This is a genomic window from Caballeronia sp. LZ003 (assembly GCF_031451465.1).
In the GTDB taxonomy this organism is placed as follows: Bacteria; Pseudomonadota; Gammaproteobacteria; order Burkholderiales; family Burkholderiaceae; genus Caballeronia.
Window position 1 is genome coordinate 2,265,720 of record NZ_JARUXJ010000001.1, and the last position, 17,652, is coordinate 2,283,371.

Consider the following 17,652-nt stretch of genomic DNA (forward strand, 5'->3'; position numbering starts at 1 on the left):
TGCAAGGACGGCTCAACTCACAGCATGCCGCCCCGCTCACGAATCTGCGGCCACGCGAGTTTCATGTAGTACAGCATCGACCAAACGGTGAGGAACGCGGCGACATCGATGAGCCGCAAGCCCCACACGCGCGTATCGATCACCCATTGCACGCCGGGGATGCGCAACTGCCCATAAAACAGCAGCATAGGAATGGCGACCATCTGACATACGGTCTTGAACTTGCCCAGCGAATTCACCGCGACGCTCTTCGATGCGCCGATCTGCGCCATCCATTCGCGCAGCGCCGAGATCGTGATCTCCCGCCCGACGATCACGAGCGCGATCACCGCGTTCAAGCGCATGAGCTGCACGAGCACGAGCAAAGCAGCCGTCACCATGAGTTTGTCCGCGACCGGGTCGAGAAACGCGCCGAACGCGGACGTCTGATTAAGCTTGCGCGCAAGAAAGCCGTCGAACCAGTCGGTGAGCGCGGCCAGAACGAAGATGACCATGGCGAGCAAATTACGATGCTCGAGGCTCAACATCATGTCCGGCAAGTAGAACACGCCCACGACGAGCGGAATCAGCACGATTCGCAGCCACGTCAGGAAAATCGGTAAGTTGAACGGCATGGACGAGAGCGAGAGCCACATGAAAGGGAGGTGCCATTGTGCCGCGTCGACCCGTCGCTCACAAGGCGGCGGGCCACGCGGCGCGGCCATTGCGAGCCGCGCCGCGCCATGCGTCCGGCTCAATGCAACTGTCGATAAATCTGCTGCGCGAGTGCCAGCGAAATGCCTTCGACGCTCGCCAGATCTTCCACGCTCGCCGCCTGCACGCCGCGCAAACCGCCGAAACGCGACAAGAGCCGCTGACGCCGTTTCGCGCCGACGCCTTCGAGTTCTTCCAGGCGCGACGTTTGCCGCGTCTTGGCGCGCTTGGCGCGCATGCCGGTGATCGCAAAGCGATGCGCTTCGTCGCGAATCTGCGCGACGAGCATCAGCGCGGCGCTTTCCTTGCCGAGTTCGAGCGCGGAACGGCCATCGGCGAAGATCAGCGTTTCGAGCCCGACCTTGCGCCCTTCGCCCTTCGCGACACCCACCAGCATGCCATGATCGAGCCCGAGCTCCGAAAACACCTGGCGCGCGATCTCGACTTGTCCCTTGCCGCCATCGATCAGCACGATATTCGGCAGCGTCCCGCCAGCGGATACGGGCGATGCGGCATCCGGCGTGACGTTGGGATCGGCGGCGTCTTCGGTTTGCAGCGTCGCGGCTTCGTCGCTGGCGTTGGCGGCGGCAAGCGCGACCATTTTCTCGTAGCGGCGCGTGAGCACTTGACGCATGGCGGCGTAATCGTCGCCGGGCGTGATGCCGGTGATGTTGTAGCGCCGATACTCGCCCGACTGCATCTTGTGATGGTGATACACCACGCACGATGCCTGCGTCGCCTCGCCCATGGTGTGACTGATGTCGAAGCACTCGATGCGCAGTTGCGCCAGGTCTTCCATGTCGAGGCTGAGCGTCTCGGCGAGCGAGCGCGTGCGCGCTTGCTGCGAACCTTGTTCCGATAGCAGACGCGCGAGCGCGAGCTTCGCGTTTTGCTCGGCCATGGAGAGCCACACGCGTTTCTGGCCTTGCGGCTGACGCAGTAGCGTGACTTTGTGTCCCGCCTGTTCGTTGAGCAGATCGATGAGCTCGCGGCTCGCGGGCGCGTGGCTCACGACCAGCACCGGCGGGATGCGATTGCCGATGTAGTGCTGTGCCATGAACGCTTCGAGCACTTCGGCTTCGAGGGCGCCTTCGCGGGATGTTGCGGTGGCTTCGATGGCGTCTTCCGAGTCGAGCTCTTCGTTGGCATCGATTGCGTCGTTGGCTTGCGTTTCGTCGTTGGCCTGGGTTGCATCGGCGGCGGGCGTCATGTTGTCGGCTGTGCGCGCGTCGTTGGCTTCGAGCACACCGCCGCCGTCCATTGCATCGTCCGCTCCGGCGACACGCGCAAGCACCGCGACACTCGCACGAGCGGCACCCGATTCGCTCAATGCTTCCGTCGCTCCGACCGCGTCCGGCGCCTGCTCTTCCAGGTCATCCCCAAGCGCATCCTCATCGCCCAGCGCGATCGCGCTTTCGACATGCGCCGGAAAATACGCCTTGTCGCCGAGATGCCGGCCGCCGCGCACCATCGCCAGATTCACGCACACCTTGCCGCCGAGCGCCACGACCGCGAGGATATCGACGTCGCTCTCGCCGCCGACTTCGATCGCCTGCTGATGCAGCACCGTCGACAGCGAACTCATCTGATTGCGCACGGCCGCCGCCTGCTCGAAGCGCAGATCGGCGGCGAAGGCGTGCATCTTCTGCTCGAGTTCCTTCATCACTTCGCCCTGCCGGCCAAGCAAAAAACGCGACGCGTTCGATACATCGCGCGCGTAGTCCTCTTCGTTGATGAGTCCCGTGCACGGCGCCGTGCAGCGCCCGATCTGATGCAACAGACACGGCCGCGTGCGATTGCTGAAGACCGAGTCTTCGCACGTGCGCAGCTGAAAGACGCGCTGCAGAATCTGGATACTCTCGCGCACGGCCCACGCGCTCGGGAACGGCCCGAAATACTGGTTCTTCTTGTCAACCGAGCCGCGGTAGTACGCCATGCGCGGAAACTTGTGCCCGGTCAGCTTGAGGAACGGATAGGACTTGTCGTCGCGAAAAAGAATGTTGTAGCGCGGCGCCAGCGCCTTGATCAGATTGTTTTCGAGCAGCAACGCTTCCGCTTCCGAGCGCGTCACGGTCGTCTCGATCTTGCGGATGCGCGTCACCATCATCGCGATGCGCGGCGAGTGCAGCGTCTTCGTGAAGTAGCTCGACACGCGCTTCTTCAGATTGCGCGCCTTGCCGACGTAGAGCACCTTGCCGTCGCCGTCGTAATAGCGGTAGACGCCCGGCAGATTCGGCAATTGCCTGAGCGTTTTCTTCGGGTCGAAATCCGGTGCGGGAGCGTCGTTGTCAGTCATGCAGCGAGTAAGCGTGGAGCGCGAGGAAGGCATTGGCACGGCGCGAGGACGCTTTACGTCCGGGCGCGACCGGTATCTTAGAATCGCCAGTTTAGAACATTACGCCGCCGTCCCGCCGGCCGCCTTCGACGCCCATGTCAACGACACATCATCGGCAGCAAGCCGGCCACGAGCCCCACGGCCAGGTCGCTTGCGACATCTTCTGCGCGGTCGTCGACAATTTCGGCGACGTCGGCGTGTGCTGGCGGCTCGCGCGCCAGTTGCGCCGCGAGCACGGCTGGCGTGTGCGGCTGCTGGTCGACGACCTCAAGGTTTTCCACGCACTGTGCCCGGAAATCGATGTCGCGCTCGCGCGGCAGGAAGCGGCGGGCGTCGTCGTCGAACACTGGCGCGATCCGGCGCACGCGGGCGATACGCTTCAGATCGCCGATGTCGTGATCGAAGCGTTCGCCTGCGAAATCCCGCACGCGTATATCGCCGCGATGGCGCGTCGCGCGCGCAAGCCCGTGTGGATCAACCTCGAATACCTGAGCGGCGAAGACTGGGTCGCGGACTTTCATACGCGGCCGTCGCCTCATCCGCGCTATCCGCTCGACAAGAGCTTCTTCTTTCCCGGACTCGGCGCGGGAACCGGCGGCGTCATCAAGGAACGCGATCTGGACCAAGCGCGCCAGCGTTTCGACGCGTCCGCCTGGTGGCGCGAGCGCGTGGGCATCGAAAAGCCCGCGCCCGATCGGACGGTCGTCTCGCTCTTCGCCTACGAAAATCCCGCCGTCGATACCCTCCTCGCTCAATGGCGCAACGGCGACGCGCCCGTCACCTTGCTCGTGCCCGAGGGCCGCATCTCCGGCGCGCTTGCGCGTTTTTTTGGACTGACGGGCTTTGCGGCGGGCGCATCGGCGCGGGCGGGCGCGCTGGAAGCACACGCGCTCGGCTTCGTCGAACAACCGCGCTTCGACGAGCTTTTATGGGCCGCCGACATCAACTTCGTGCGCGGCGAAGACTCGTTCGTGCGCGCGCAATGGGCCCAAAAGCCTTTCGTATGGCACATCTATCCGCAATCCGACGACGCCCATCTGCCCAAACTCGACGCGGCGCTCGACCATTACACGCAGCAGCTTTGCGCCGACGCGCGCGGCGCGGCGCATCGCTTCTGGCATGCCTGGAACGGCGTTGGCACGGTGGACTGGGCGGACTTCTGGGCGCATCGGCGCGAATTCGAGGCACGCGCGCGGCAATGGGCGGCCGAACTCGCTCAAGTCGGCGATCTCGCCAGCAATCTCGTCGCGCACGCCACTGAGCGGATGGCGAAATAACGTCTACCGAAGGCGTCGCGCTGCCTCCAATCCAGTGGCCAAATCGGCAAAAACTCAGTTAAAATAAGCGGTTATCCGAGGGACGGCATTATTCAGCCAAAAGATTTCGCACCCTACGCCTTACGCTTGGGTTCGGAAACCGAAGCCCTGAACGCCGATCAGAAAAAAGCCGGAACCTCGTAGCACAGAATTCTCGCGCGGTGGCCCGCGTTCGGACCTTACGGTCGAACACGCGACGCAACACAAAGACACCGCTGCCGATTTATTCATTCCGCAGCAATTCAAGCCAAACATTCGTACAGGACTAGTTTTTATGAAGACCGCACAAGAACTCCGCGTCGGCAACGTCGTCATGATCGGCAGCGATGCCATGGTCGTTCAACGCGCCGAGTACAACAAATCGGGCCGTAACTCCGCGGTCGTGAAGATGAAGTTCAAGAACCTGCTGACGGCCGCAGGCATGGAAACCGTCTACAAGGCGGACGACAAGTTCGACGTCGTCGTGCTGGATCGCAAGGAAGTGACGTACTCGTACTTCGCTGATCCCATGTACGTTTTCATGGACGCCGACTACAACCAGTTCGAAGTCGAAGCCGAAATGATGGGCGACGCGCTCAACTACCTCGAAGACGGCATGACTTGCGAAGTCGTGTTCTACAACGAGAAGGCCATCTCGGTTGAACTGCCGACCACGCTGGTTCGTGAAATCATCTACACGGAGCCGGCCGTCAAGGGCGACACGTCGTCGGGCAAGGTGCTCAAGACCGCCAAGCTCAACACCGGATTTGAACTGCAAGTGCCGCTCTTCTGCAACATCGGCGACAAGATCGAAATCGACACCCGCACCAACGAATATCGCAGCCGCGCGTAAGCCACGCCCGGAACTGCTCGCGGCAATGACGTTTTAAGCGTCGTTTTACACCGCACAAGAAAGCGCCCCTTCGCGGGCGCTTTTTCTTTTGCGTGAAGTTTTTGACAAATTCAGGCAAACTTTACCGGTCTCGACCTAATTAAGCGATTAGCGACCGGCCGCAGAGGCTCATCGGCGCTTGATTCGTAAGGATGTAGTCCAAAACTTACGTGGTGGCACGCTTTCTGCTCTGTCCGCTTAATACGGACTTAACAATAACGACATGCGTAAAAAGCCCATCATCGGCAGTCATCTGCTGCTCGCCGCGATGCTCGCGCTGCCCGTTTTCGCACTCACGGCGGGTTGCCAGTCGACACCGTCGCGCGAAGCGGCAGGCGACTATGCATCCGACGCTTCGGTGACGGCTCGCGTGAAGGCCGCATTGATCGCGGAGCCGGGGTTCAGATCGCTCGTGGTAAGCGTGGCGACGTATCGCGGCGTCGTGCTGTTGTCCGGGTATGTCAATTCGGAGGATCAGATCCAGAAGGCAATCTCGATCACCCGCAGCGTGTCGGGCGTGCAATCCGTCAATAACGATCTGCGCGTCAAGACGCAACAGTCGCAATAGCCGCAACAGTCGCAATAACGAGAACCAAGAAGAAAGCGCAGGACGAACAAACGCAGCGGGACCTGTACGCAGCACGCCGGAAAAGGGCGCGCATATCCCGCCCATGACGTGCCGGAGCCCTCGCATCGCTTCGAAGGCCATGCTTGCGGCGACGGCGAATCACAGTCCATTTAATACGTTGTGTCCGCCATGCCACACGCACTGATTGTCGAAGACGATCCCAATAGCTTGTCCGGCCTGTCCGCGATCCTGACGGCCGACGACTTCACCGTCGACACCGCGACGACGCTTGCAGAAGCGCGCGCTGCCTTGTCGCGTTCCATTCCCGATGTCGTGCTCATCGACTTGAACCTGCCGGACGGGAGCGGTCTCGACCTGCTGCCAAGCCTGCCTTCTCATGCGCCCGACGGCGCGCTGCCCGTGATCGTGATGACCGGCAACGCAACCGTCGAAAGCGCGATCGAAGGCCTGCGCCACGGCATCTGGGACTATCTGCTCAAGCCGGTCAACATTCCACGCTTGCGCAGCCTTCTCGCGCGCATTCCTCGTCCATACGAGCTGACCGAGGAAGTGCAGGCCCTGCGTTCGACACTGCGCGAACTCGGCCACTTCGGCGAGATGCTCGGGCGCAGCGCGGCCATGCAGCATGTCTACGATCTCATCGAACATACCGCGCCAACCGAAGCCGCCGTGCTGATTTGCGGCGAAGCGGGCACGGGCAAGAAAATCGCGGCGCGCACGATTCACGAACTGAGCCGCCGTCGCAAAGGGCCGTTCGTCACGTTCGATTGCTCGGCGGCGCGCGATGGCGCGCATCGTTCGATGGAAAGCGTGCTGTTCGGCCATGAGCGCAACGCGTTCGCGGGCGCGGAGAATCGCGAGCCGGGGCTGCTCGAGCAATCGGGCGGCGGCACGCTGTTCCTCGATCAGATCGATTCGCTTCCCGCCGCCCAACAAGAAGCGCTGTTACGCGCGCTCGACTCGCAGACCTTCATGCGCGTGGGCGGCAGCAACCGCATCATGACGGACTTCCGCTTGATTGCGGCGTCACGCACGCCGATCCGCGATGCCGTTGCAAACGGCGCGTTGCGCGAAGATCTGTTCCAGCGTCTTGCGGGTTCGTCGATCAATCTGCCGCCGCTGCGCGAACGCGACGACGACATCGCGCTGGTCGCCGAGCAATTCGTCGACGAGCTGAATCGCGAGAACCATATCGCGGGCATCACGAGCGGGTCGCCTAAACGCATCAGCCCTGCGTTCCTGCGGGAATGTATCGCGAACGAATGGCCGGGCAACGTGCGCGAGTTGCGCGAACGCGTGCGCAGGGCATATCACGCGTCGGGCGAAACGATCGAAACCTTGCGCGCCGATGAACAAGGCGGCAGCGGTCGCGGTCTGAACGGCAGCAGCGTGCAGGTGACGGTTGGCACCGCGCTCGCCGATGTCGAAGATATGCTGATTCGCGCGACGCTCGAAGCGGTTGGTGGCACGCGGCATCGGGCAGCGACGCTGCTTGGCATCAGCCCGAAGACGCTTTACAACAAGTTGCAAAGAATGAAGCTGGAATCGTCGTGATGGTGGGCGCCGCCGGGCAACGCTCGGCGCGCTCCAATCACACAAGCAAAAGGCCACGGTATGTGCCGTGGCCTTTTGCTTGGCGCTCCGCCGTGGCGGACGTTCATCTTGCTTTTGCCGATCGCCTCAACCCAACGCGCTCTTCACCAACTCCCGTGCCGCCAGATATTCCGCCTGCCCCTGCAACTTGCTCCAGCGCGGCGCCTTGCCACGCGGACGCATCTGCTTGAGACGCTGCTCGGATGCTTTCGTAGGCGTATAGCGCAACTGGTTCAGCACCTTGCCCGCCTCTTTTGGCTGATTGCAGATGAGCACCATGTCGCAGCCCGCGGTGAGCGCGGCGCTCGCCGCTTCGGTGAGCGTGCCGCCCGCGCGCGCGGCTTCCATCGAAAGATCGTCGCTGAAGATCGCGCCATTGAAGCCCAGCTTGCCGCGCAAAATGTCCTGCAGCCAGATACGCGAGAAGCCCGCGGGTTTGTCGTCGACTTGCGTGTAGATCACGTGCGCCGGAATGACAGACGCCAGCGACAAGCCGAGCCAGTCGTAAGGACGGATATCGGCGGCAAGGATCTCTTCGAGCGAGCGATCGTCCGTGGGCAACGCGACGTGAGAATCCGCCGAGGCGAACCCGTGTCCAGGAAAGTGCTTGCCGCAATTGGCCATGCCGGCAAGCGCAAGCCCATGATTCAGGCTCTTGGCAAGCAGCGTCACCACACGCGGATCGCCATGCAACGCACGGTCGCCAATGACCTGCGACTGACCGTAGTTCAGGTCGAGCACCGGCGTAAAACTCATGTCGATGCCGCACGCGCGCAGTTCCGAAGCGAGCACGTAACCGAACGCCGTCGCCACCTTGGTGGCCGCGAGCACGTCCTTGTCCCACAGCGCGCCGAGCTTGCCAGGCGCGGGCAGCACCGTGAAGCCATCGGTGCGAAAGCGCTGCACGCGTCCGCCTTCGTGATCGACTGCGATAAGAATGTCTTCGCGTACCGCGCGAATCGCATCGGTCAATGCGACGAGTTGCGCGCGATCCTTGAAGTGCCGCGCGAAGAGAATGATGCCGCCCGTCATCGGATTCGAGATGCGCTCGATATCCGCGTCGTTGAGCGTCGTGCCCTCGACATCGAGCATGACTGGGCCGGGAGTGCGTTTCATCGAATTCAATTGGATCGTTACCGTCGTTGTTGGAGTGATGCCCTGCCCTGAAGCGCGCATGTCCCCGCGCTATCACGCATCCGGCGTTTCGGCGATGACGAACGACACCGCGTAATCGCGCTCGTCGCTGACCGTCACCTGCGCCGTGATATTGCGCTCGGCAAGCCATGTGGCCAGTTCGCCCGATGCCTTGACGACCGGTTTGCCGCTCGCCTCGTTGAGCGTCTGAAGCGCGCGCCAGGTCATCGGCCAGCGCATGCCGAGGCCGATCGCCTTCGAGAATGCTTCCTTGGCGGAAAAGCGCGTCGCGAGAAACGCGAGGCCGCGCACTTCGGACCGCGCGCGCCGCGCATGATAGATGCGCAACTCGTCCGGCCCGAGCACTTTTTCGGCAAAGCGCCCCTTGGTGCGCTCCATCACCGCCGCCACGCGGCTCACCTGCACGATGTCCGTGCCGATTCCGTAGATCGCCATGATGTGCTCAGCGCTTCGTCTGCGCGGCGAGGCGCGATGCGACCATGATCGCTTTCATCTCGCGCACCGCGTTGTCCCAGCCCGCGAAGATCGCGTGCGCGACGATCGCGTGGCCGATGTTCAATTCGACGATGCCATCGAGCGCGGCAATTGGCTGGACGTTGGTGTAATGCAGACCGTGGCCCGCGTTCACCTTGAGCCCGAGCGAGTTGCCGAAATCGACGCTCGTCGCGACGCGCTCGAATTCGCGGCGCTGTGCGGCTTCATCGTGCGCTTCGGCATAGCTGCCCGTATGGAGTTCGATGACTGGCGCGAGCGCTTCCTTGGCCGCGCGAATCTGTGTCTCGTCAGGATCGATGAATAGCGATACGCGGATGCCCGCATCGGCCAACTGCCTGCACGCGGTCTTCACCGCTTCGAACTGGCCGGCGACATCGAGACCGCCTTCGGTCGTCAGTTCCGAGCGCTTTTCGGGCACGAGGCAGACGTCTTGCGGCTTGATCTCGCACGCGATGTCGAGCATCTCGCGCGTCACGGCGCATTCGAGATTCATGCGCGTTCCGAGCAGTGGTCGAAGCGTGCGCACGTCGGCATCGACGATATGACGGCGATCTTCGCGCAGATGCAGCGTAATGCCGTCCGCGCCCGCTTCTTCGGCGGCGAGCGCGGCGCGGATAGGATCGGGATAGGTCGTGCCGCGCGCCTGGCGCAGCGTGGCCACGTGATCGATGTTCACGCCGAGGTCGATCACACTGGCAGGCGATGTGAGAAAGAAGCTCATAGATTTTGCAGGTCTAACAGGATCTGACGAGTGGCGAGCGGCGTGCCGCCCAGATAGACGTTGAGCAAAAAGCGCATCAGCGTCTTGCTTTGCGCGGCGGTTTGCGCGCTGGTGTAATCGTCGCGCTCCATGTCGATGAGTGTCTGACCGAAGATGACCGGCCATTGCGCGGGCAAGTCGTCGGAGGCTTCGCGTACGCCACGCTCGGGATCGAACATATAGCGGCCTTCGGGCACGACGCTCTGACGCGTCACGGTGCGCGTGAGCGCCATGGCGTAGCCGGTTTCCTTGAGCAAGACGCGCTCGAAGGAACGCAGTACCTGCACGGCGGGTTCGTCGTGCGCGAGGCGCGAAAGCGTGAGCACGTAATGATTGAAAAGCGCCGGATGCGCGTCTTCACGCGCGCAAAATTTGACCAGCAACTCGTTGACGTAGAAACCGCAGAGAAGCGCGTCGCCGGTCAGGGGCAGCATGCCGCCGACCCATTCCGCCGTGGTCAGCGTGCGGACTTCGCCCTTGCCCGTCCATGAAAGACCGAGTGGCTGGAAGGTTTGCAGCACACCGCGCAGCGCGGAATGCGGACGCTTTGCGCCCTTCGCGACCAGCGCGATACGGCCATGATCGCGCGAGAAGACATCGATGATGAGACTGGTCTCGCGATACGGATAGCTATGCAGCACGAAGCCCGGCTGCTCACTGACGCGAAAGTCGGAACGCGGACGCGGCGACGGCTTGTCTTGCGAGGAGTTAGACGAAGAAGAAGCGGGCGCGCGTTTGCGTTTGGGCGCGGCGCGCGTCGGGCGTTCGGTTGCGTCGAAATCATCCTCGCGTGCCGGACGGCTGCTTGCTTCGGATTGGCTCGCGCGCGCGGGACGCTCGCTCGCCTCGAACTCGTCCCTGGCGGGATCATCGGCGGGCGCGGATATCCGGGCGTCGTTCGTGCCGTCGTCCATGGATCATTCGCAAAAGGTCATTCGTAGCCGTAAGCGCGCAGGCCCGCTTCGTTGTCGGCCCAGCCGCTCTTGACCTTGACGAAGGTTTCCAGATACACGGGTCCGTCGAAGAGCTTTTCCATGTCGAGCCGCGCCTCGGTGCTGATCGTTTTGAGCTTCGCGCCCTTCTGGCCGATGATCATTGCCTTGTGGCCGTCGCGATCGACGAGAATGGTCGCGAAGATACGGCGCAGGCGCCCTTCCGTCTCGAACTTGTCGATCAGCACCGTGCTCGTGTAGGGCAACTCGTCGCCGGTCCAGCGGAACACTTTCTCGCGCAGAATTTCCGCCGCAAGAAAGCGCTCGCTGCGATCCGTCAGATCGTCTTCGCCGTAGATAGGCTCGCCTTCAGGCAGATACGGCTTGATGACCGCCATGAGTCGCGTGATGTCGTCGGTATTCTTCGCCGACAACGGCACGATCTCGCGGAAGTCGCGCAGCGCGGACATCTGCTGCATGAACGGGAACAACGACGCCTTGTCGCCCACGCGGTCGAGCTTGTTCGCAATCAGAATGGTGGGCGTGCCGGTCGGGATCAGGTCGAGCACGCGCTGGTCGTCCGGGCCGAAGCGGCCTGCCTCGATCACGAAGAGAATGGCATCGACCGAGGAAAGCGTGGACGTCACCGCGCGATTCAGCGAGCGGTTGAGCGCGCCGCTATGGCGCGTCTGGAAGCCGGGGGTATCGACGAAAATATACTGCGCGTCGTCGAGCGTGTGAATGCCGGTGATTCGGTGCCGCGTCGTCTGCGCCTTGCGCGAGGTGATGCTCACCTTCTGGCCGACGAGCGCGTTCATCAGCGTGGATTTGCCGACGTTGGGGCGGCCGACGATCGCGACCATGCCGCAGCGGAAACCGGAAGATGTGGGAGCGTTCATAAGATGTGTTCGTTATGCGCAGATGCGCGTGGCGCCTGGTGATGCGCTTTAGTGACCGGCGTCGGCGGCGCGCACGACGCGGGGCGCGGGCGCTTCCGGACTCGCGCTGCTACGGCTTTCGTTGCTGCTTTTGTCCGCGGGCGAATCTGCCTCGCTCGTGACCGCGTGACTGCCCTCGGCAACCGGCGGCGCTTCGCTCTTGCTCGAACGTTCCGGCCGATGGATCACCACGCGCTCCGGCTTGTCCGACGCCGCGAACGACGCCGCCGATGGCTCGACATGCGTTGCGCGGATCACGGCGAGTGGCGCGGTGGACGGCTTGTCTTCAGCGTGTGCATGCGAGCCGTGATGTACTCGGTCGCGATCCCGCTCGCGCCGGTCCGGCGAGCGCAGATCGAGCGCAGCCTGCACGCCTGTCACGCCCGGAACGACTTCGGCTTCCGCCAGCTTCGCGGCCCGCGCGCCCTTGCGTTTGGGCTTAACGGCGAGCGTCGGAGCGGCGGCCATGACGTCGTCGAGCGCTTTCTTCGCCGCAGCCTGCTCCGCCGCACGACGGCTCGCGCCCGAACCGGACACTTTCACGTCCAGTTTCGGCACCGAGCATTCCACTTCGAATTGCTGATTGTGGGCCGCGCCGTGCGTGGCGACGACGGTGTAAGTCGGCAGCGCGATCTTGTGGCCCTGAAGATATTCCTGCAGCAGCGTTTTTGCGTCTTTGCCGATGGTGCGCGGATCGATGTGATCCAGCACCGCCGTATAAAGCCGCTTGATGACGGTGTACGCGGCGTCGAAACCGCCGTCGAGGAAGATCGCCCCGAAGATGGCTTCGAGCGTATCCGCGAGAATCGACGGCCGGCGAAAACCGCCGCTGCGCAATTCGCCTTCGCCGAGACGAAGACATTCGGACACGTTCAGCGCCTGCGCGATTTCATACAACGACTGCTGTTTGACGAGATTCGCTCGCACGCGCGAAAGATCGCCTTCGTCGAGCTTGCCGAATCGCTGGAACAAAAGCGCGGCCACCACGCAATTTAGAACGGAATCGCCGAGAAATTCGAGCCGTTCATTGTGCGTGGCGCTGTGACTACGGTGTGTCATCGCCTGGCGCAGCAATTCCGCATTGCGAAATTCGTACCGCAACCGGCTTTCCAACGGAGAAGAGGGCATGGACAGAGTATAACGCGCCCGCGCGGACGGTCGATTCCGCCCGGCGGGCCAGGAAAACACGTGGCGAGACGGTGTTAGCCGCGCTTCTTCACGCCGTTTCGAAGCATTGTCGGGGCGCGTTACGCGCGAACTCGCGCCCGATCAATCGAACGAACCGATACGCTTCAGATTGCTGAAGTTCATCCAGATGAAAAACGCGCGACCGACGATATTCGCGTCCGGCACAAAGCCCCAGTAGCGGCTGTCGGCACTGTTGTCGCGGTTGTCGCCCATCATGAAGTAATGGCCCGGTGGCACCTTGCACGTCACGCCTTGCGCGTTGTAGTTGCAGTTGTCGCGAAACGGGTAGTCGTCTGCGCCCATGACGAACGGCGGCACTTGCGGATTGTTCAGGATGGCGTTCTTGCGGCCGTCGAGGTCTTCGACGAACTGCTTCGCGTAACCAACCCGCTCTTCGTCGAAGTAATCGGGCAGCGGCGTTTCGGGCACCGGTTTGCCGTTGATCGTGAGCTTCTTGTCTTCATACGCGATGGTGTCGCCCGGCAGGCCGATCACGCGCTTGATGTAGTCGACCGACTCGTCCTTCGGATAGCGGAACACGACCACATCGCCGCGCGACAGCGGCTTGCCGCTGGTCAGCTTGGTATTGCTGATCGGCAGACGCAGGCCGTATTCGTACTTGTTCACGAGGATGAAGTCGCCGACGAGCAAGGTTGGCACCATGGAGCCCGACGGAATCTTGAACGGCTCGACGACGAACGAGCGCACCACGAACACCGCGAGGATCACGGGGAAAAAGCTCGCCGTGTATTCGAGCCACCACGGCTGACGCAGCTTGTCGTCATGCAGACGGGCGCGCGTCTGCGCGGCATTTTCATCGGCGAAACGCTCGCCCACGCGTTCCTGTTGACGGTCGAACTCGGCGACCGCGGCATCCGCCGAACGGCGGCGCTGCGGCTGGAACATCAGCTTGTCCAGCACCCATGCAATGCCCGTCAACACGACGAGAATCAGGAGAATCAGTGCGAAATTCATTCAATCGCTTCCGGTTGTTATCTTCAGTTCTTGTTATTGGCGTTCAGGCGCACCAGGCGGGACTTAGTCGTCCACACGCAGGATTGCGAGGAAAGCCTCCTGCGGGATTTCGACCGAGCCGACCTGCTTCATGCGCTTCTTGCCCGCCTTCTGCTTTTCAAGCAGCTTCTTCTTACGTGAAATGTCGCCGCCGTAACACTTGGCGAGCACGTTCTTGCGCAAGGCCTTGATGTTCTCGCGCGCGATGATATTCGAGCCGATGGTCGCTTGAATTGCCACGTCATACATCTGGCGCGGGATGAGTTCGCGCATCTTCGACGCCACTTCGCGCCCGCGATGCTGGCTTTGCGAACGATGCACGATGACCGAGAGCGCATCGACCTTGTCGCCGTTGATGAGCATGTCGACCTTCACGACGTCCGCCGCGCGATATTCCTTGAACTCGTAATCCATTGACGCATAGCCGCGCGAAGTGGACTTCAGCCGGTCGAAAAAGTCGAGCACGATTTCGGCCATGGGAATTTCATAGGTGAGCTGCACCTGCCGGCCGTGATACTGCATGTTGGTTTGCTGGCCGCGCTTGTTCGTACAGAGCGTGATGACCGAGCCGACATATTCCTGCGGCATATAGAGGTTCACGGTGACGATAGGCTCGCGCACTTCCTCGATCTTCGGCGGCTCAGGCATCTTGGCCGGATTCTCGACCGAGATGGTGGTGCCGTCGCGTTGCAGAACCTGATAAATCACCGTGGGCGCGGTGGTGATGAGGTCCATGTCGAATTCGCGCTCGAGCCGCTCCTGCACGATTTCCATGTGCAGAAGGCCGAGAAAGCCGCAACGAAAACCGAAGCCCAGCGCTTGCGAGACTTCCGGCTCGTACTGCAACGACGCGTCGTTCAGCTTCAACTTTTCGAGCGATTCGCGCAGCGCGTCGTACTGGTTCGCTTCGACCGGATAAAGACCCGCGAACACCTGCGGCTTCACTTCCTTGAAGCCCGGCAGCGGCTCGGCGGCGGGACGGTTCGTGAGCGTGACGGTATCGCCCACTTTTGCCGCCGTCAGTTCCTTGATGCCCGCGATGACGAAGCCCACCTGCCCCGCCGACAACTGCGAGAGGTTGGTCGACTTCGGCGCGAACACGCCGAGATGCTCGACCGGATACTGCGCGCCGGTCGCCATCATCTTGATCTTGTCTCGCGGACGCAGCGTGCCGTTGACGATACGCACCAGCATGACCACGCCGACGTAATTGTCGAACCACGAGTCGATGATGAGCGCCTGCAACGGTGCTTCCGTGTCGCCCTTCGGCGGCGGCACTTTGAGAATGAGCGATTCGAGCACGTCTTCCACGCCCAGACCGGTCTTCGCGCTGCAATGCACGGCGTCCGTCGCGTCGATACCGATCACGTCTTCGATCTCGGTGATTGCGTTCTCGGGGTTGGCGGCCGGCAAGTCGATCTTGTTCAGCACCGGCACGACTTCGACGCCGAGCTCGATGGCGGTGTAGCAGTTCGCGACTGTCTGCGCCTCGACGCCCTGGCTGGCATCGACGACGAGGAGCGCGCCTTCGCATGCGGAAAGCGAGCGGCTGACTTCATAGGAGAAGTCGACGTGTCCGGGGGTATCGATCAGATTGAGGTTGTAGACCTTACCGTCGCGCGCCTTGTAGGTCAGCGCGGCCGTCTGCGCCTTGATGGTAATGCCACGCTCGCGTTCCAGGTCCATTGAATCGAGCACCTGCGCTTCCATCTCCCGGTCGGACAGACCGCCGCACAACTGGATGATGCGGTCAGCGAGCGTGGACTTGCCGTGATCGATGTGCGCAATGATCGAAAAGTTACGAATATGATTCATTCAGTGCCGATCAAGCGAAAAAGGCGCGCCCTCGAATAACGCGGAGCACGCCTTGAAAATTTGGGGAAAACTTCAGCATTTTAGCCGAAATAGGGATGGGCCGGCGCTTTTCGCCTTTAGCCCTGATCGAGCGCCGCCCTGACCGCGTTTGCGTCGAGCCGATACTGGCATAGTTCGACGCCTGCCAGCATCAGCACCGGCACGCGCTCGTCGTAACGCGCTTCGAGCGCCGGATCCTCGTCGATATCGATCCAAAGAATTGCTCGGCCAAACTGCTCTGCGATGGGTTCGAGCTCGGCGCGCATGTCCTCGCAGAGATGACACCAGGCGCGACCATACAGGATAAATGGCGCGCCCGGTGACTGGCTCATGTCGATTACTTTTGCGCCGGCACGCGCGGGCGCAACGGCACGAACTGTGTGTTGTCGCCGCGCCGCACGAGCACCGCGATCATCTTGCTGGCGTCGAGATTCTGCGCCACGGCCTCGAACTGCTTGGAGCTCGTGATGTCGGTATCGCCGACGCGCAGGATGATGTCGCCCTTCTGAAAGCCCGCGCGCGCGGCCGGACCTTCCACTGCATCGACCTGCACGCCGTTCGTCAGCTTGAGCGACTTCTTCTGATCAGCCGTGAGGTCGCTGACCGCGAGCCCGAGGGAATTGCTGGCGCGTTCCTTCGGCTGCGTCGGCTTCTTCTGCTCGGTCTTCGCGACCTTGTCCGGCTGCATCTCGGCAATCGTAATAGGCAGATCGCGCGACTGGCCTTTGCGCCAGACCGTGATGGTGGCCTTGGCGCCCGGCTTCGTGTCGCCCACCATGCGCGGCAAATCGGTGGCCGTCTCCACGTTCACGCCATTGAACTTGAGAATGATGTCGCCCGGCTGCACGCCCGCCTTGTCCGCGGGACCGCCCGATTCCACGCTCGACACGAGCGCACCCTGCGCCTTCGGCAGACCGAGCGAGTCGGCAACGTCCTTCGTCACTTCGCCGATCGCCACCGCGATACGTCCGCGCGTGACCTTGCCCGTCGTCTTCAACTGGTCCGCGACGCGGATGGCTTCGTCGATCGGAATGGCGAACGAGATGCCCATGAAGCCGCCGGTGCGGCTGTAGATCTGCGAATTGATGCCGATCACCTCGCCCGCCATGTTGATGAGCGGACCGCCCGAGTTGCCCGGATTGACCGCCACATCGGTCTGGATGAACGGCAGATAGTCGCCGGTGTCGCGACCCTTCGCGCTGACGATGCCCGCCGTCACCGTGTTGTCGAGGCCGAACGGCGAGCCGATGGCGAGTACCCATTCGCCTACGCGCACCTTGTTCGAGTCGCCGATGGTGATGGCCGGCAGATTCGCCGCGCTGATCTTCACGACGGCCACATCCGTGCGCTCGTCCACGCCCACGAGACGCGCCTTGAACTCGCGCTTGTCGGTGAGCGTGACGTAGATGGTGTCCGCGTCGTCCACGACGTGGGCATTGGTCATCACATAGCCGTCCGTGGACAGGATGAAGCCCGAGCCTACGCCGCTGCTTTGTTCCGAGTTATCCTGGCTGTCGTCGGGGGTGCGGCTGCCGCCCTTGCCCTGATCGCCGCCGCTGCCGCCACCGCCTTGTCCGCCGCCGCCACCCTGGCCGCCCCCACCGCCACCGCCGTTTCCGCGCGGCGAGCCGGGCTGACCGGGCATCGGAATACCGAAAAAGCGCCGGAAGAATTCGGACATGTCGCCTTCATCGAGGCCAGGCGGCAAACCACGCAGGTCGCTGCTCGACCCGACACGCGACGTCGTGCGGATATTGACGACCGAAGGCCCCACCTTGTCGACCAGCGTGGTGAAGTCGGGCAGATTCACCGTTGGCACTGCCGCTGCTGTCTGCGAGAGGAACGGCAGGCACACGGCGAGCGCCGCGGCCGCGAAGAACTTGCGCAGCGAGTAGTTGCTCATATGTCTAAGGCCGAGG

General features: G+C 62.5%; 16 protein-coding genes. 4 read left to right on the forward strand and 12 right to left on the reverse strand.

Going from position 1 to position 17,652, the window contains the following annotated elements; translation table 11 throughout:
- Positions 1–17: 17 nt before the first annotated feature.
- Together pgsA and uvrC are read right to left on the reverse strand one after the other, a co-directional pair.
- Positions 18–614: a CDP-diacylglycerol--glycerol-3-phosphate 3-phosphatidyltransferase gene (gene pgsA / locus QCE79_RS10160; RefSeq protein ID WP_309845279.1), complete on the reverse strand. Its 597-nt coding sequence runs from the start codon at positions 612–614 to the stop codon at positions 18–20.
- A gap of 119 nt (positions 615–733) precedes the next feature.
- Complete coding sequence (gene uvrC, locus QCE79_RS10165) at positions 734–2,989, reverse strand: excinuclease ABC subunit UvrC (protein WP_309843902.1); 2,256 nt, start codon at positions 2,987–2,989, stop codon at positions 734–736.
- Between the two features lie 134 nt (positions 2,990–3,123).
- On the opposite strand from uvrC, the gene earP reads away from it, so the two are divergent.
- The 4 genes from earP to QCE79_RS10185 all read left to right on the forward strand — a co-directional run bounded on the left by earP (position 3,124) and on the right by QCE79_RS10185 (position 7,358).
- Positions 3,124–4,305 carry an elongation factor P maturation arginine rhamnosyltransferase EarP gene (gene earP, locus QCE79_RS10170; RefSeq protein ID WP_309843905.1) on the forward strand — a complete coding sequence of 394 codons (1,182 nt, stop codon included), beginning with the start codon at positions 3,124–3,126 and terminating at the stop codon, positions 4,303–4,305.
- Between the two features lie 313 nt (positions 4,306–4,618).
- Positions 4,619–5,176 carry an elongation factor P gene (gene efp, locus QCE79_RS10175; RefSeq protein WP_086966248.1) on the forward strand — a complete coding sequence of 186 codons (558 nt, stop codon included), beginning with the start codon at positions 4,619–4,621 and terminating at the stop codon, positions 5,174–5,176.
- Between the two features lie 262 nt (positions 5,177–5,438).
- Positions 5,439–5,783: a BON domain-containing protein gene (locus tag QCE79_RS10180; protein ID WP_250465256.1), complete on the forward strand. Its 345-nt coding sequence runs from the start codon at positions 5,439–5,441 to the stop codon at positions 5,781–5,783.
- Between the two features lie 189 nt (positions 5,784–5,972).
- Positions 5,973–7,358 carry a sigma-54 dependent transcriptional regulator gene (locus tag QCE79_RS10185; RefSeq protein WP_244825790.1) on the forward strand — a complete coding sequence of 462 codons (1,386 nt, stop codon included), beginning with the start codon at positions 5,973–5,975 and terminating at the stop codon, positions 7,356–7,358.
- 126 nt (positions 7,359–7,484) lie between these two features.
- On the opposite strand, the gene nagZ is transcribed toward QCE79_RS10185, so the two are convergent.
- The 10 genes from nagZ to QCE79_RS10235 form a co-directional block, all read right to left on the reverse strand.
- Entirely contained in the window at positions 7,485–8,513 is a 1,029-nt protein-coding gene (nagZ, locus tag QCE79_RS10190; RefSeq protein ID WP_250526060.1) for a beta-N-acetylhexosaminidase, read from the reverse strand.
- Between the two features lie 72 nt (positions 8,514–8,585).
- A complete protein-coding gene (acpS, locus tag QCE79_RS10195) occupies positions 8,586–8,987 on the reverse strand; it encodes a holo-ACP synthase (protein WP_250465258.1) in 402 nt (133 codons plus the stop codon).
- 7 nt (positions 8,988–8,994) lie between these two features.
- On the reverse strand, positions 8,995–9,768 hold the full coding sequence (gene pdxJ, locus QCE79_RS10200; protein ID WP_250509299.1) for a pyridoxine 5'-phosphate synthase: 774 nt from the start codon (positions 9,766–9,768) through the stop codon (positions 8,995–8,997).
- A complete protein-coding gene (recO, locus tag QCE79_RS10205) occupies positions 9,765–10,721 on the reverse strand; it encodes a DNA repair protein RecO (RefSeq protein WP_244825799.1) in 957 nt (318 codons plus the stop codon). The genes pdxJ and recO overlap by 4 nt, the downstream gene beginning before the upstream one ends.
- A gap of 17 nt (positions 10,722–10,738) precedes the next feature.
- Complete coding sequence (gene era, locus QCE79_RS10210) at positions 10,739–11,638, reverse strand: GTPase Era (protein WP_244825801.1); 900 nt, start codon at positions 11,636–11,638, stop codon at positions 10,739–10,741.
- Positions 11,639–11,686: 48 nt separating this feature from the next.
- Positions 11,687–12,805 (reverse strand): ribonuclease III, encoded by a 1,119-nt coding sequence (gene rnc, locus QCE79_RS10215; RefSeq protein WP_250465261.1) that lies wholly within the window; start codon positions 12,803–12,805, stop codon positions 11,687–11,689.
- Positions 12,806–12,946: 141 nt separating this feature from the next.
- Positions 12,947–13,840, reverse strand: coding sequence for a signal peptidase I (gene lepB, locus QCE79_RS10220; RefSeq protein WP_309843918.1), 894 nt, complete (start codon positions 13,838–13,840; stop codon positions 12,947–12,949).
- A 63-nt stretch (positions 13,841–13,903) separates the two neighbouring features.
- Positions 13,904–15,694, reverse strand: coding sequence for a translation elongation factor 4 (lepA, locus tag QCE79_RS10225; RefSeq protein WP_244825804.1), 1,791 nt, complete (start codon positions 15,692–15,694; stop codon positions 13,904–13,906).
- Between the two features lie 116 nt (positions 15,695–15,810).
- Positions 15,811–16,065, reverse strand: coding sequence for a glutaredoxin family protein (locus QCE79_RS10230; RefSeq protein ID WP_250465262.1), 255 nt, complete (start codon positions 16,063–16,065; stop codon positions 15,811–15,813).
- A gap of 5 nt (positions 16,066–16,070) precedes the next feature.
- Positions 16,071–17,636 (reverse strand): DegQ family serine endoprotease, encoded by a 1,566-nt coding sequence (locus QCE79_RS10235; RefSeq protein WP_309843922.1) that lies wholly within the window; start codon positions 17,634–17,636, stop codon positions 16,071–16,073.
- Positions 17,637–17,652 lie beyond the last annotated feature (16 nt).